At 61.4% G+C, this 15,913-nt stretch carries 11 protein-coding genes; 7 read left to right on the forward strand and 4 right to left on the reverse strand.

Annotated elements, in window-relative coordinates; genetic code table 11:
- Positions 1 to 182 precede the first annotated feature (182 nt).
- Positions 183 to 770 carry a hypothetical protein gene (locus ACIP1U_RS28155; protein ID WP_400322181.1) on the reverse strand — a complete coding sequence of 196 codons (588 nt, stop codon included), beginning with the start codon at positions 768 to 770 and terminating at the stop codon, positions 183 to 185.
- 279 nt (positions 771 to 1,049) lie between these two features.
- Here ACIP1U_RS28155 and ACIP1U_RS28160 point away from each other — a divergent pair, with 279 nt between their 5' ends.
- From ACIP1U_RS28160 to ACIP1U_RS28175, 4 genes are all read left to right on the forward strand, one after another.
- Positions 1,050 to 1,520: a hypothetical protein gene (locus ACIP1U_RS28160; protein WP_400322183.1), complete on the forward strand. Its 471-nt coding sequence runs from the start codon at positions 1,050 to 1,052 to the stop codon at positions 1,518 to 1,520.
- 456 nt (positions 1,521 to 1,976) lie between these two features.
- The gene (locus ACIP1U_RS28165) at positions 1,977 to 2,348 is read left to right on the forward strand and encodes a PHA-granule associated protein 4 (protein ID WP_400322185.1); all 372 of its coding nucleotides are present in this window, start codon (positions 1,977 to 1,979) and stop codon (positions 2,346 to 2,348) included.
- A 136-nt stretch (positions 2,349 to 2,484) separates the two neighbouring features.
- Complete coding sequence (locus tag ACIP1U_RS28170; protein ID WP_400322186.1) at positions 2,485 to 2,913, forward strand: GNAT family N-acetyltransferase; 429 nt, start codon at positions 2,485 to 2,487, stop codon at positions 2,911 to 2,913.
- A gap of 81 nt (positions 2,914 to 2,994) precedes the next feature.
- The gene (locus ACIP1U_RS28175) at positions 2,995 to 3,762 is read left to right on the forward strand and encodes a ParA family protein (RefSeq protein WP_400322188.1); all 768 of its coding nucleotides are present in this window, start codon (positions 2,995 to 2,997) and stop codon (positions 3,760 to 3,762) included.
- 93 nt (positions 3,763 to 3,855) lie between these two features.
- On the opposite strand, the gene ACIP1U_RS28180 is transcribed toward ACIP1U_RS28175, so the two are convergent.
- Together ACIP1U_RS28180 and ACIP1U_RS28185 are read right to left on the reverse strand one after the other, a co-directional pair.
- Positions 3,856 to 4,794 carry a GntR family transcriptional regulator gene (locus tag ACIP1U_RS28180; protein WP_400322190.1) on the reverse strand — a complete coding sequence of 313 codons (939 nt, stop codon included), beginning with the start codon at positions 4,792 to 4,794 and terminating at the stop codon, positions 3,856 to 3,858.
- 247 nt (positions 4,795 to 5,041) lie between these two features.
- The gene (locus ACIP1U_RS28185) at positions 5,042 to 7,867 is read right to left on the reverse strand and encodes an autotransporter outer membrane beta-barrel domain-containing protein (RefSeq protein ID WP_400322192.1); all 2,826 of its coding nucleotides are present in this window, start codon (positions 7,865 to 7,867) and stop codon (positions 5,042 to 5,044) included.
- A 447-nt stretch (positions 7,868 to 8,314) separates the two neighbouring features.
- Between ACIP1U_RS28185 and ACIP1U_RS28190 the strand changes: the two genes are divergently transcribed.
- On the forward strand, positions 8,315 to 10,549 hold the full coding sequence (locus ACIP1U_RS28190) for a hypothetical protein (protein WP_400322194.1): 2,235 nt from the start codon (positions 8,315 to 8,317) through the stop codon (positions 10,547 to 10,549).
- Here ACIP1U_RS28190 and ACIP1U_RS28195 read toward each other — a convergent pair.
- On the reverse strand, positions 10,486 to 11,835 hold the full coding sequence (locus ACIP1U_RS28195; protein ID WP_400322196.1) for an IS4 family transposase: 1,350 nt from the start codon (positions 11,833 to 11,835) through the stop codon (positions 10,486 to 10,488). The two genes, ACIP1U_RS28190 and ACIP1U_RS28195, sit on opposite strands and share 64 nt — an antisense overlap.
- A gap of 399 nt (positions 11,836 to 12,234) precedes the next feature.
- On the opposite strand from ACIP1U_RS28195, the gene ACIP1U_RS28200 reads away from it, so the two are divergent.
- Positions 12,235 to 13,308 carry an alpha/beta hydrolase family esterase gene (locus tag ACIP1U_RS28200; protein WP_400322198.1) on the forward strand — a complete coding sequence of 358 codons (1,074 nt, stop codon included), beginning with the start codon at positions 12,235 to 12,237 and terminating at the stop codon, positions 13,306 to 13,308.
- A gap of 69 nt (positions 13,309 to 13,377) precedes the next feature.
- Positions 13,378 to 15,792: a proprotein convertase P-domain-containing protein gene (locus ACIP1U_RS28205; RefSeq protein WP_400322199.1), complete on the forward strand. Its 2,415-nt coding sequence runs from the start codon at positions 13,378 to 13,380 to the stop codon at positions 15,790 to 15,792.
- Positions 15,793 to 15,913: the final 121 nt, after the last annotated feature.

Consider the following 15,913-nt stretch of genomic DNA (forward strand, 5'->3'; position numbering starts at 1 on the left):
AATCTATACCATAGACCATCCTGGCTGTTGCGCCAGAAGCGGGATTTCAAGGCTTCAAAGCGCAACAGTCGTAAACCTACCGTTCCTTCGCATAATCTATCTTATGTTAAATAATATTACGGAGCAACTGCTGACCGAACACGTTCTTCGTTAGCTTGATTCCCCTGGCCTTGCCCCGCCCGTCAACGCCTCGCCTTCGGCGTCATCGACACAGCAAATGCTTCGGTGTAGACCGCCTGCACCTGGTCGCCGCGCCGGATGGCCTTGAGTTGCTGGGGATCGCTGACATGCACGTCGACCGTATTCCCCTTTGGCCCCTTGAGCGTCACCATGCCAGTCTTGCGGTTAACGTTCACGACATCCGCAGTTACAGTCACCTCCCGGCCTATCGTGCCGCCGGGCTTGGCTCCCGGGGGCGCGCGTTCGATCGTCTCCCGCTCGATGGCCGAGCGCATGCCGGTCTGCCGGTTCATGGTCACCGACAGCGCTTGCTTGTACTCGACGGTCACGACGTCGCCAATGCGGACCTGGTCGAAGTTCCGCACGTCATCGCCGACCTGCAAGTCGGTAACCTTGCCTTGCTTGTTCCTTAACGAGACGGTGCGCGTGGCACTGTCGATGGCAACCACGGTCGCGGTCGTCTTGACGGTTTCCGTTGCCATGACCGCCCCGACGCCGGACGCGACATGCACGCTGGATTCTGGCTGGGCTAGCGCTGCGCCGCTGGCCGCGACCAGCGCGCAGGCTACGAGTAGCTTGTCGAAATGCATGCTCGGCTCCATTGCGCGGAGAAACTTTCAGATACGTGAGGTTTAGTTCATCCACGCCAAAGTACAAGCCGCGCTGCACAGTCTCGGGCATTCAGCTACGCGCATGCACAACTGTTGCGCCCGGATTCGCGGAGTTTCGATGACTGACTGGTCACGCCATCGGTCAGGCAGTTTTCCAGACGTGAACTTGTGGGCGCGAAACCACAAACCTTACCAGCCTGCTTTGTTCACCTAGACTATTGGACAGCGGCAAACATAGCGCGCGGTAAGGGAGGAGACATGGAAGCAACCTTCTTTCTCGTCATCCTGGTGGCGGCGGCAGTGGCTTGTTTCGTGTGGCAATTGCGAAACCGCTTTCTGCTGTACTGCAAATCCTATCTCCTGCTCAACGGACTAGTGATAGCGCCAGTCAATGGTCGAGAAGTGTCTCTGGTCGGCCACTGTGACGGCCGGGATATCAGTGGTGTGGTCCCGGCGGAAACCATTCTCTACAAGATCGAGTCGCCACTGAAAAAGAAGCTTGTGCCCGCCGAACTCGCACAAGGCGATGCGCCGATCGTGCACGCATGGGATCTCCCAAAGTATTCGGTACAGGTGTTCCGCGGCGGCGAGACGATATGGTCCGGGGCGGTTTCGCGACGCGAAGCACTACGGATACGCGAGGCAATCGAAGCATTCCGCAAGCGCGCCAGGGCGCCTCGGAGCGGAGACAAGGCAGTTCATGACCTGAGGCTTCTTTGGGTGGATTGAAGATCCCGGAGAATCTCGGTGAACAGGGTACTCGCAATCGCTTCTCCCGCTATCGGCCAAAAGGACTAACCGTATTTATCCCTTCTCCTCGTTGCCAAAGCTTGGTTTGCGCTGAAGAATGAGCCATGGACGAAGGGAGGCTGACGATGGAAATGCGTTGGGAGAAGCTCTACTCTGGCGGCTTGGCCGAATTTCACAAGTCCGAATCTGTGGCCTGCCGCGCGGCGCGGCGCGCAAGCGCGTTGGACGCAGTGTGGCTGGGAGCACTGTTGACGGTATTGATAATCGCTAGCGCCCTCCTCTTTAGATGAAACAGACACCCGATGCCTGGCCCATGCAGCTTCCAGGCGGGGTGTCCTGCAAGGAAAGCCAAGTCATGCGCCTCGCGGCTGCTTGCATCATGCCCGGCCTCGTAGGTATAGTCACCCGCGATGACTCCATCGCGGAGACTTGCCAATGAACGCCTTCATTGCACGCAGCCGGGCCAGCGCAGTGGCGTACATCAACGCCTGCGCGAAAGGTACTGTCGAGCTGGACTATGAGACAGCGTGGGAGGATGCGATCGAGCTCGGGCGACTTGGTCAGAAGCGTGGTGTCGATGTTCAGTATCGGACAGTCGAGCATATTTGTGTTGAGTCTGCCGACGCCTTGGCACGTGGACTGCGTGAAAAGAAGCTGACCTTCCGGCAACGTTACCTCTATTGCAGGTTCGACATGATTGCGCTGCCCGAGGCGATGCTGTGCGAACTCGAGTCTCTTGCCATCGAACATGGCGATTACATCTTGCCCGGCCATCTGCTCGGGGAAACTACTCTCGTTTGGCGCTAGCGATTTTCACGAGACACTGCGACCTGCGGTCTGGCGTCGCGACCGGATAGGCAAATCCACCTAAGGATCAATCCCTACAGGCAGCATGCCCCCTCGAAAGTAGGATAAGAGGAAGAACTACGCGAGGGTTTTCGCTATGCGTCCTCACTATGCTACCGAGGCGGACTGGCCAGACATTAAAGCGCTCCTGCACGCATCATCATTATCCGTGGCGGGAGTTCAGGACCGAATCGGCCAATTCATGGTAATCCGGGATAACGCCGGCCTGCTTGGTTGTGCTGGCCTTGAGCGCTATGACAACACGGGCGTTCTCAGAGGCCTCGCTGTTGCACCGCGCGCCCGGTCATCCGGCCTGGGCGAACTTCTCATTTCCGCCATCGTCGCAGATGTCCGTCGCGAGGGCGTCGAGTCGATCGTGCTGCAAACCAGGAATGCATCCGGCTACTTCGCGCGAATGGGCTTTACGCCCGTGAGCTACGCGGAACTCGCTCCGGCGGTCCTAGCCTCCCCGGCAATGCGCCGCGATCAGGTCGAAGTCGGAACACTGATGCAGATCGCGCTGTGACAATCGCCACCTCTGCCATGACCGCGCCCTCCCTCGCTGAGGTATGCTTTCGCCTTCAAAACGGTCTTCGCAGGGGAAGAAATGCGGCGCGTCGTATTTAATCAGAAAGGCGGAGTTGGCAAGTCAACAATCGTATGCAATCTCGCAGCGATCAGCGCCAGCGAAGGCTTGCGCACTTTGGTTGTTGATCTCGATGCCCAAGGCAATTCGACCCAGTATCTGATGGGCGCGCGCGCCGGCGACGCAAACCCGAGCGCGGCAAACTTCTTTGAAGCGTCGCTGACCTACAGCTTCAAGCCGGTGGACCTGGCGTCCTTTATCCATCCGACGCCCTTTGAGAACCTTGACGTGATGCCAGCGCACGCCGATCTTGACGCCCTGCATGGCAAGCTTGAATCCCGCTACAAGATCTACAAGCTGCGCGATGCCCTGATCGAGCTAGAGGCAACCTACGACGCCATTTACATCGATACTCCTCCAGCCCTGAATTTCTATACCCGTTCGGCGCTGATTGCTGTAGAGCGCTGCCTGATCCCGTTCGACTGCGACGACTTTTCGCGGCGAGCCCTTTACACGCTGCTCGATAACGTGAAGGAAATCCAGCAAGACCACAACGACGCGCTCGAGGTCGAGGGCATCGTCATCAACCAGTTCCAGCCGCGTGCCAGCTTGCCGACAAAGCTGGTCGAAGAACTGGTCACCGAGGGGCTGCCGGTACTTGAGTCGCGGCTGTCGTCTTCGGTAAAGATCAGGGAATCGCACCAGCACGCCATGCCGATGATCCACCTTGACCCGCGGCACAAGCTGTCGCAGGAATACCTGGCGTTGCACCGGGAATTGGCAGGCTGAAGGCCGTCATTCCAGCGCTGTATCCGGACGTTTGACGTGGTGGGCTGAGCGCCGAAGCGGCGCGGCGACACAGGCGCGATCCCACCATCGCAGCTACAAGGCGAGTGTAAATGGCAGCAACAGCACATTCACCAATAGCAAGCCAAAGAAGAGGATTGCGATGGCTGCGCGGCCACCGCGAGCCCTTCCCTGCCCTGCACCAGCCGTTCGCCGCGCCCACAGAAAACCCGCACCCATGCCGAGCACTGCCAGCCCGGAAAACACGCTCTCCGCGGTCAGCGCCGCTGGGTAGGTCCGGGCGGGGGTGGTATTGAAGTTTTCGATAAACGGAAGTGATTCCATTCCAGGGTCTGGCGGTGTTGGCGCAGCGGCGGCAACCGGCTGTGTCAGCACCTCGGGTTCTTGAACCGCTTGCGGCGCTGACAATGCTGTCGCCGGTGATGTGTCCGGAGCAGGCTGCGCAGGCGTCTCGTCCGGGGCGGTGGTCAGTGCAGGCGGCGGCACTGGCGCGGCTTGCGGCTCCAGGATGGTCGGGATTGCCGGAGTTACCGGAGTTACCGGAGTTACCGGGGTTACCGGAGTTATCGGGACTCTGGCCGCGGGCTGCGCTGAGGCAGTTCGCCCAGAAGTGCTTTTCATCGAGTCCCGTTCCCTCCAGAACCTGGCGAACAGGCTTTCCAGGCAGCGTGCGGAGTCACACGCATCGCGCCGCGCACGCCACGCCGTGATGTCGCCATCGTCGATCCTGCCCTTGCGCAACATCCGTTGCTGCTCGGCGTAGACGCGCTCGTAACGCTCGGACAACCTGGACGAACCGCATATCAGCGCATGGCGCTGGCGAGGCCTGGGCTCGTCAGTCGCCAGCGAGCAGCGCACGCCGGAACCATCCGGATTGTTGCAGCGAACCGTGGATTCGCCCGCAGGCGATTTGCATGCGATGTCGGAGGCCCATGCACCGCCGACGGCGAAAAGGCACGCAACAACCACCCCGGCAACCAGCGAGACCAGCCCCCCCAGGATCCCTTTCATCATGATGCCCCATCGTGAATCGGCCCAAGGCTTTCAAACTAGTCGCTAGTTGGCGCGTCATACAAGTGTCGGATTTTGCAGGCCTGCGTCAGCGCACATGGCGCACCGCCGGCCGGCAGGTAAGCGCCCTGTCGTTCTCTCGCGGCAATCCTTTGCGCGGAGAAACGTTTCAGATACCTGGGCCTTTACGGTGGGACGAAGGCAGCCGGACTGCCGGTGGCTCCAGTGGCTGCCTTCAAGGCTTGCGCAATTACCAGCGAATCCGCATGCCAAGGTTGCCGGTCCAGGCGCGGCGGTAGTCGCCCGACACGTCGGTCAGGTAATCCACCTCGGCATACACGCTGACACGCTCCTGCACCCGTGCTGCCACGCCCAGTCCGAACTGCAGCGAGGTAGAGCCAAAGCGTGTCGGGACGGAGGTGGTGCCGTTGTAGACCGTTTCGTCGGTGCCGGAGAACTCCCGCCACAGGTTGGCGCGCAGGTAGGGTTCCACCAGCATGCTGCCGGACTCGAAGGTGCCCTTCAGCCGCAGCCCGAGGCGCCCCAGGTACGCATCAGATTCCTTGAAGGAGACTTGCGCGACGCCGTCGTTGAAGCTGTCCATCGACATGAACTGCGCGATGAACTGCGCCTGTGGCTCCAGCGTCAGCCGGTTGCCCAGGGGGATCGGGTAGCCGCCTTCCAGCGACAGCGTGGTGGCCGTGCCCTTGGTGTTGCGGTCCGGACCGTCGCTCGACCGCATGTCCGCCGACAGCCAGGTGACCGTCGCGACGGCGTCGGTGTACCAGTTGGTGGGACCGACGTGGGTCCAGTAGGCGCCGAGGCTGTAGCCGTCGATATCCAGCGAGCCGCTGAGCCGGCCGGACTGCGCCAGGGTGAAGCCGCGCACGTCGCCCTTGGCACGCGCATAGCCGGCCAGCACCCCGATGCGGTCCTGGTGCCGGCTGTCGCGCAACCACGTGTAGACATCCTGCCCCAGCTGGAAGCCGGCGATATGGCCGTCGAACTGCGGCGCGGCGCCGCCGCTGTAGCGGTTGTCGACACTCTCGCCAAAAATTCGGCCCCAGGTGCCGGTCCAGGCGCCCTTGCCTGTCAGCAAGGACTGTTCCCCCTGCCGCTGGTGGAAAGTGTCGAGCGTGGTGATTGCCAGTTGCCGCGATGTTGCCACGACAGCGCCCTGCACTGCCACCTCCGGGCGATAGATGACGATTTCCTCCGGCGCAGCTTGTTGTGGCGCCAAAACGATCGCGGGCGGCAGCAACACCGGCGAGCCGGCGGCCTGCTGCGGCACTTGCGGCGCGGGCACCTCGGCCGTTGCCGTCACGACCGGGATGGTCGAGCGCAGGTACCAGTCGTCCTGCGAACCTGCGCTAACGCCGCCCTTGTACAGGAAGTACTGGTACGGCCCCGCCTTGACCGTTTGCGGCATGCTGAAGGCGCCGGCATCGCTGCTGGCGCCGTTGACGGCCTGTACCACCATGATGCCATCGGCCTGGGTAGCGGCGCCTGCCCCACCCAGATTGTTGACCGACAGCAGCGACTGCCCGCCAATGCGGCCCTGCGAAACGATCAGACGGTCGGCGGCGGCACCATCTCCCGCCAGCACTGCGTCCACCTTCAGCGTGCCGCCGTTGCCGGTGTAGTTGCCGGCAATGGTGAGCCGGTTGGCCGCATTGCCGCCGGTCAGGTCGATGGTGCCGGCGTTGGTGACGCTGGCCAGTTGGCCCGCATCCACCGCGCGGATGGTGGCGGCGGTGCCCGCCAGCGCCTTCAGCGAACTGGTGGCGTCCAGCGAGAGCGCCCCCGTGCGCGTACCGCTGTCGCCAAGCACCAGGTCGCCGTCCATCGACAAGCTGGAGCCGCGCTGCAGCGCCACCGATTCCCAGTTGGAAAAGCGGGCCACGCCGCCGGCCTGGGCATTGTCGAGCGTCAGCGTATCCGTCCCCAGGCCGCCGTCGAAGGCGGCGGTCGGCGCAAGCTGTTCCGCGCCCAGGTTGCGCAGCGTGGCGGTGTCACTGTCCGGGCCCATATCGATGCGGCCCAGCACGGTACCGCCGCCGTCCCAGGCGAGCGTGTCATTGCCGAAGCTCAGCAGCGCCGAGCCTTCCAGCCGCCCGCCGGTGATCGTGAGGCTGTCGGTGCCGCCGCTGACGCTGATATTGCCGCCGATCACGCCGCCCGACAGCCGGATGGTGTCATTGCCGAAGCCCGCCACCAGGTTGCCGCGGATGGTGCCGCCGGACATGTCAAAGATATTGTTGTCCAGCTTCATATCGACGCGTCCGATCGTGCCGCCGGTCATGGTTGCGACGTCGCCGTCCTCGAACGCACCCACGATGGTGCCGCCGGACATGAAGAAGGTGTCGCGTGTGTCGCCCTGCGCCAGCGATCCGATCTGGCCGCCGGTCATGCGGAAGTCGTCGGGATTGGCGCCCTGCGCCACAGCGCCGGTGATCGTGCCGTCGGTAATGACGGCGCGGTTGTTGCCATCGCCTTGGCTGACGGCGCCCTGGATCGTGCCGCCCTCCATGGTGAAGGTGTCGGCGCCGCTGCCGAACTGCACCGCTGTGCCAGCACTGCCGGAGATATTGCCGCTGTTGACCAGGCTGCTGTCGCCGCCGGTCAGCGAAACGCCAGGCCCGGCCGTGCCCGTGATCTGGCCGCGGTTGACCACCGCATTGCCGCTGCCCGTACCGGTGACGCCGGTGCCGCCGGTGATTGTGCCGGTATTAGTCAGCGTATTGCCGTTGCCGGCCAGCGACACGCCGGCAAAGCCTGCCGCCGCGGTGACCTGCCCGGCATTGGACAGCGTGCTGGTATTGCGCAGGCGGATCGCGTTGGCCCCTGCCACGTTGAGTGCGGCATCCTGGGTGACCGTGACATTGACGTTGGTGCTGCCTGCAGCGGCATCGATCCGTTGCGGATCGGGATTGGGCGCGGTGCCGGTGCAGGTTACGGTTTCGCCGGAGACGGGGTTGTACGGATCGCCGCCGCTGGCGGACGTACAGGCGGCATGCACCTCGCCAGAGGCGGCGGAAGCGGCAATCAGTGATACATAGATCAGGCGTCTGGCCACAAATATTCTCCCGGGGCGTTGTTATGTTGCTTATCTGGGGACAGAAGTGCGCTTCTTCTGCAAGACGCAAATATGCATTAGCAGGAACGTGGGAGTGTTTATATTTTTTTATGATTGATTTAGATGAATCTAATGTCTACTAGAGGTATTTAGACTAAATATTCCATATATGGCCCAAATGGGTGATGTTAACTTCGACACTACGCGCCCAATCCGAGGGTATTTCCCAGATCGGAAATGCCCACGACTCCAAGGATTACGTGGGATCGGCGCCGTCTCGTATCGACAATTCTTATCAAATGAAAAGCTTTGTCGCTTTTAGGAGTTGTCCGATGGGAATCCGTTTGCTATGGGGGTAGCCTCCTAGCCTACCCGAATCTGTCGTTGGCTGTCGCGACGAGTCGCGCGCGCGTCGCAAATACCCCAGCGAAACAAACTCTGCCAATCATGAGTCCCCCGGAACTCACTCCCATCGAAAAAGTACGGATTGCCCGCACGAATGTCACCCACGAGCCCAAACTCCCAGGCTGCGTGGACTGCGAGGAAAAAGCGCCTATCCGTGCCGTGATTCTCAGCCCAAATCTAGGCACACCCCTGGTCCTGCCGCCTGGCCAGACGCAGTGCAGCATCTTCATTGCAGCCGAAGCGATGGCGGCGCAATATTTCGGGGTGGGTGGTCCTGCGATGCCTGTCGAGTACTATGGCCGCAAGATCATTGAGGCGAAGTACGGCCCGGTATTCGTGGACCGCCACCTGCGCGTGTACCCGATCCAAGGCAAAGAGACCGCTGCCGAGCCCAAGGACACGATGCTGTTTCAGGATGGCAAGGCTGCATCAAGGGCCATGGCAGTGGTCAAGGTATGGCAGGTCGGCAGATTTCTTGGCGGGCTGATGGTCAATCACAGCGGCGATCCGGTGGTCATCATCCGCCCCGAGACGGTCAGGTTGTACAAGGACATGGCACATGTCTACGAGATCCAGATTGATCTTGCGACATTGCCGGACAAGCCGGATCCCAAGGCCATGCATACCTTTGCCTGGATGGTCCCCGTGCCGGCCAGGTATGCCCAGCGTCCGGAAGTCAAAGGTGTGGAAGCCTGGGAGTACCAGGACCAGGTCATCCTCGATTTCCTCGAGGCCCAGGCAAAATCCGAAGCGGAGAGTGGCCAGAACCACTATCCACGCTTTTATGAATACGATGTATCCAAGGCCACGGCGTTCGGTCTGCCTCCGCTGAAAGCCGATACCACGCATCGCCTGATGGCCTGGCACCCGGTCATCCAGAAGCAGAGCAACACCCTGAAGCTTGGGCACCTGTCGGATGTACACGTCAATGTCCGCCACCTTGCCCTGCAGAAATCCCTGGCGTGCCTGATCGAGACGGCCAGTGGTGCGCCCGAGCCGGGCGCACCACCGACTCCACGCGCATCCGCTGTCTGCAATAGCTTCCTGGCGCTGCGCGACCTGATCGGAAAGTTCGGCAAGAAGGGCTGCGCCGATGCGTTGGTAATCACCGGCGATCTGATCGACTTCAACCGCAACATCGTGTCCGGCGAGACCGGCGACAAGCCCCGCTGGGTGGCAGAGCACATGCCCAGCCGCGCCGATAAGCAGGGGCTTGGCATCCTTTCCAGGGCAACGCAATCCATCTCCGACGAGCAGAAGATCCTGCTGCAGGCCGGAAAGAGTCGCAAGCGCAGGTCTGGTGGCAGCCTGACCGTCTTCTCGCACTTCACCATTGTGAACTACGACGGCAAGGTCGCGCTCTCGGCGCCAGACCGCCAGATCGAACCCCAGCAGAGCCCCAATACCCTGAAGATGATGCGTTACGAGGGCAACGCCGGGGGCTGGAACCTGAATAACCTGGCCACTTGCGGGCGCAATGTGGACTGGTACTTCCGGGAATGCGTGGCCGGCCACGATCAGACTAATAACGACAAGGTGGACTACCACCTGAGCGGACACTCGCATCGTGCCGGTGTGTACACGGTGGGACTGCGCGATGGCGGAAAACTGGTTCAGGTGCGCAGTGCATTTGACCCAGGACTGTCGGCCACACAGGACACCAACAAGCACGGCGGCCCCACCAAGCTGATCGTGAGTTCGTCGGGCGGCCCGCTAGGCACGCAGAACCTCAATGGCGAACTGGGGCAGTGGCTCCTGACGGCGCCGTCTGGCACGCTGCTGAATGAAGCCGATTCGACGCCCATCCAGCAAGTCAGGGCCGAGGCCGGCCACGGCAAGCCGCGCCTGGCGGTGGCGCTTGACTATTTGTTCATCGACAAGGTGGAGACACCGCTGGTGTGGCTGCCGCCCGCCAACGGGCCCCTACCGCCCACCTCCTGGACAATGCTGGTCGGTCCACTGACCGATGCACTGCAGTGTATCGACAAGGTGAGATTCTGGGTCTTTATGGCTGCCACGAAAAAGTCCCTTGGTAGCTGGAGCCAGATTGATGCCCTGATCAAGCCCGCGACGGACTGGCGGGGACGACCTCGGCCCGGCGGCTATGTCATGGCCGCGGCCCTGCCGCCGTTGCTGGCACGTTTCAATCCGGCAAGCTGCCGCATGTTCTGTGAGGTCTTCCTGAAGGAGCCGACCTGGCCCAAGGCATGCGGTTATACACAATTGTCCCCGTCGTCGGCGACTCGTAATCCTCGCAATGTCTTCGCAGCGACATGAACTTCCTTGAGGCCAAGCCAAATCGTCTTCACGCCGCGTTCGCCATCGCTCTTGCGGCCGAGGAAGCCGCCAAGGCGTGCAATCAGGCGAAGCACCTCGTTCAGCGTTGGCTTGGCCGGCTGCTTGACACTGGTCAACAGGTAGGCGCCGCGTATTTCATCCGGATCGAAGAACAAGTCAGCGTCCAGATGGGGGCAAGTGCGTCCGAGTCGCATCAGATGCGCTATACGCCAGGCGACGATCATGAACATCGCCAAGGCGCGCTCAAGGCGTTCAATTGCCGACAACTGGAGCGCTTCGACGCGGCAGGCATTCTTCAAGATGTTGAACAGCAGCTCGATTTCCCAACGCGCCCGGTACCAGTCGATGAGTTCGATGGCCTCGTCCAGACTGTCCGCGACACGATTGGTCAGCAGGCGCCACTCAATTGGCTTGACGCCGGCCGGCACATCAAACTCACGCGCGATGATGCTTGTCGCCGCAACTGTCTTGCCTTTGCCTGCCGGCAACTCGACCCGCTGCATCCAGAGTTGCTGACGCACGGTGCGCGCCTTGACGCCGTGCCTCGATCCCATCGTGAAAGCAATCTCGCCAACGGGCTTGCCACTACCAGTACGCTGCCACAGCTTCTCGCCGTCCGGCAGGCAGCGATTGTGCGCAGCACGTATCAGCCAGTCTGCAGGCGTGTCGAGTTCTTGCGCACGCAGCAGCAACGCCATCAGGTCGGCTTCGCGGTCGGCGACATAGACCAGGCGCGTGCCGGGCAACTCCGCGACCATTTCGGCGATGCGCTCGTAACCTTCGATCCAACGCAGGCTTTCCTTGGGCCCGCCGCGCTTGCCGAATTTGTCCCGCTTCTCGCGCGCCCACATCCATGCGTCCAGCACGCCAAGCGGCTCGCGTTGCGGCGTGACGGCGTAGGTCGGGTGCAAATACATGCCACGCTGCGCTTCATAGCTCAGCGGCCCCAAACCGATAGCGCCTTGCCCGTTGAAATCCAGTTCCGTCGTGTCCTGAAGACACAGCACGACCGACTCAGCCTGCATTCTGCGCTGGGTCTGCTGCCAATGCGGCGCCAGGATATCGCGCCAGTCAACGCTGTCGTTGCCAAAGAAGCGGTAGGCTCCCATGGTTTCGCCCCAGCCTCGGCATGCCTTCGGCACGCTCGCCATCGGATCGGCCGCAAATCGCTCCATCAGTGTCCTCGCTCGCTTATCGAGGCGCGCATCACCGAGATCCAGTTGGGCGAATTCAGTCGCTGCCCAGTGTGTCGATTCAGTCGTCAACGCGTCACCCAAAATGCGAGAGTAGACGCGAGACTCCGGAAGTTTACAAGTGCCGCTTCAAGTCATTGAAAGTAAACACGTTTCCCGGGCGCCTCGGTCGCTTTGGGCTGGCAGAGATGTGTATAACCGCATGCTGCTAGCCCAGTCCGGCTCGACCAACGCCACGCGGCCGTCGGGAAGCGCATCATCATGAATCTTACAAATTAATAATATTGCAACTCTCAAATTACGTTCATCTACTTGCGCCCCCGATTTGCACGTCTACATTGGAGTTCTGGTTGTACGGAGGCTAGGCAGGAACGTGCCCAACGCCTGCGCCAGTTGTCCATTGGCTGCAAGGCGAGTCTTGTCACTGCGTGGCCAGAACCAGGGCAGTCAAGCCTTCGAGCGGAGTTCACGATGGATGCAACTCTGGCTGTGTCTCAAGTGTCTCCCCGAGAAAAAACCGGCAGCAGCCGGCTCGGCATGCTCCTGTTTGTGCTGTTGTTGGCGCTGCCGATGAGGGCTCACGCTCAGTTTTTCTGCAGCTGGTTCCCGTTCCTTTGTCCGAAAGCTTGCAGTCAGCCATTGGCCGAAGTGACCGAGTTTGGTTCCAATCCCGGCAATCTGAAGATGTGCACGTATTTGCCACCAAATCTCGGTGCGTCTCGCCCGCTGGTAGTCGCTCTCCACGGGTGCTCGCAACAGGCGTCAGATTACGATGACGAGACGGGCTGGATCAAGTTCGCTGACAAGCACCGTTTCGCGCTGCTGCTGCCACAACAACAGCAAGCCAACAATTCGAGACAATGCTTCAACTGGTTCGAGGCCGGCGATAACGAGCGCGGCAAAGGCGAAGCGCTATCGATACGGAACATGATTGGCAAAATCGTGGCCAGTGCCGTCATCGACCCGGAGAAGGTCTATGTCACTGGTCTCTCTGCAGGCGGCGGCATGACCGCAGTCATGTTGGCGACCTATCCGGAAGTGTTCGCCGGAGGCGCGATCATCGCCGGTATTCCATACAAATGCGCGAATAATGTGTCTGAGGCGCTGGATCAATGCGGGGTCAGTCTAACGGGCCAAGTTGCGCCAATGAAGGACTTGACGCCCGCCGCCTGGGGCAATCTGGTGCGCAGTGCATCGAACCACAACGGACGGCTTCCAAGCATTTCGATCTGGCAGGGCACGAGCGACACCACCGTCAACCCGGTAGACCAGAGAGAGCTAGTGGATCAGTGGACCAACGTATTGGGCATCGATCAGACACCGGATGGCCAAGATACGATCCATGGCCATGAGCACAAGCTATACAAGAACAGCACTGGCAAGGTCCTCGTTGAATCGGTGCTGGTCAACGGCATGGGGCACGGCACGCCGATCGCTCCAGGCAATGCGGAAAACCAGTGCGGCAAGGTTGCGTCCTTCATACGAGACGCCGGGATATGCTCCAGCTTCTATATCACGAAGTTCTGGGGAATTGACTCGCCATGAGGACCGAACTGGGGCTCCGCCAAGCGCGCAGGAGTGACACTACGGCATTGATAGGATGGAGGAAGCATCATGGCTGAAGAAAATCCCCGCGAAGAACTGGGTCGTTATCTCTGGCGGGCAGGCGAGAGAATTGCAGTCGCTCAGTTGCCCGACCGTTTCACTGTGCGGATGAAGCGTGGCATTGCCCAGGAGAAGGTCGCGAGGGATTACCATACCACTCATCGTCGCCGTCTGCGTCGGCAGAATCTCGATGAGTTTTCCGTGGACGCAGAGGAGCGCGATGCGGTCATGGAGCGGGTGCGCCGCGGCAGCGATGTGGAGTTCGCCTCCCATGTCTACGCTCCCACCGATGACCCTCAGGCCAAGCTGTATCTCACCGACCAGATCACGGTGCAGTTCAAGTCTGAAGTTTCCGACGACGAAATCCAGACAATCACCACCGGCCTTGGGCTGACGCTGGTGAAGGAACTCCGCGGCGTGCCCCGCGCCTATGTCTTCCGGGTCGGACCTCAGGCCACCGAAAACCCGATCAAGATCGCCAACCGGCTAGCGGAGAACGACAAGGTGCTGGTCAGCGAGCCGAATGTCGCGATTGCGTCCCGAAGCCACTATGCGCCAGCTGATACGCTATTTCCCGACCAATGGCATCTCTTCAACACCGGAGGCCCATTGCTGTCGACCGCCGCGCATATCGACGCGGTGCATGCGTGGGATCTGACCCGCGGCGAGCGCCCCGTCATCGTGGCCGTGGCCGATGACTCCTGTGACCTCAATCACGCGGATTTCCAAGGGCCGGGCAAGATCGTCGCGCCGCGGGATTTCGCCGGGCAGGACTTCGAACCCCTGCCGGAGCTGGAGGATGACAACCATGGCACGGCCTGCTGCGGTGTCGCGGTGGCCGAAGAAACCGGTACGGGTGTGGTAGGCGTTGCACCGGGGTGCGCGCTCATGCCGATCCGCACCAGCGGGTTCATCGACGACACCTCCATCGAAGACCTGTGCGATTGGGTCATCGACCATGGTGCCAGCGTCATGTCGTGTAGTTGGGGGGTGGCCGCCCGATATTTCAACCTGAGCATGCGCATGCACAACGCTCTACACCGGGCCGCCACCGTCGGGCGCGGCGGAAAAGGCTGTGTGGTGGTCTTCGCCGCAGGGAACGAGAACCGTCCGGTCAGGGGCACGGTGACCGAGACCGGCTGGCCGAACAACCAACCGAGCGGTCCAACGCAATGGCTGGCCGGCTTCGCCGCCCACGAGGATGTCGTTGCCGTGGCCGCATCCAGTAGCCTGGCAACCAAATCGGCTTACAGCAACTGGGGTCGGGAAATCGCCGTAAGCGCGCCGAGCAACAACAGAGCCCCGCGGACCTATCCTCAGGTCACCGTTCCGGTCACCGGAAGAGGAATCGTCACGAGCGACCGAGTCGGACCGAGCGGGTACTCCAGCACCGATTACACGCACGATTTCGGTGGTACCTCGAGCGCCTGCCCAACGGTGGCCGGCGTGGCTGCCTTGATCCTCTCTGCCAATCCCCTCCTGACTGCGCAGGAAGTGCGGGACATATTGCAGGCCACAGCCGACAAGATCCCTGACCACAACCCGGATCCGCAACTTGGCAACCGCTTCGGCGCCTACAACGGCGATGGGCATTCCCAGTGGTTCGGCTTCGGCCGGGTGAATGCGTTCCAGGCAGTGACCGAGGCGTTGCGTCGGCTGGAGGGTGCAACGGGGAAAACTGTGCGCGAGTCCTCCGCGCCGGCCATCTCCATCCCAGACAACGACATCGACGGCACGCGCGATACCATCCAAATTGGCGATACCGGCAGCCTTGCATCCATCAAAGTCAGTGTGGACATTGGCCACACCTTCATCGGCGACCTGCGCCTCATTTTGATTTCTCCCTCGGGTCGGCAGGTGGTGCTACATGACCGCAATGGCGGCTCTGCCGACAACATCCGGCGTAATTACGACGCTGCCTCGACCCCGGCCCTCTCGGCTCTCTCCGGAGAGCCCATTGACGGCGACTGGGTATTGTGGGTGCAGGATTTGGCCACCTCCGATCGTGGCACCCTGCACCGCTGGGAACTCGAAATCACCACTCGAGCCGGCACTGTGGTCGAAGCCCAGGAGGCACCGGGCGCAGCGATTCCCGACAACAATCCAGCCGGCATCGAACGCACGCTCAGCACGACCGAAAGCGGCCAGATTCAGGATTTGCAAGTGTCGGTGGATATCACCCACACCTACATCGGCGATCTCAAAGTCACGCTGGTCTCCCCCTCCGGCACACAGGTGGTGCTGCACAACCGCAGCGGCGGCTCCCAGGACAATCTCGTCCGCGGCTTCCGGGTTGCCGACACACCGACCTTGCAAGCCCTGCGTGGCCAACCACTGGAAGGCGCTTGGAAACTGCGGGTGGCCGACCTGGAAGCCGTGGACGTCGGCAAGCTCAACCGCTGGGGCTTGAAGATCAGTCGTTAGCGAGGCTGCGCCATGACCGCGGGCGATGCGAACCCACGAAGCGCGGCGCTTGCCCTGCTCTCGACTTAGAAGGCTCTAGATGTGAGACAGACAAGCCGATGCTTACTGTAAGCAGGCCGCA

The organism is Cupriavidus sp. NPDC089707 (assembly GCF_044748965.1).
GTDB lineage: Bacteria > Pseudomonadota > Gammaproteobacteria > Burkholderiales > Burkholderiaceae > Cupriavidus.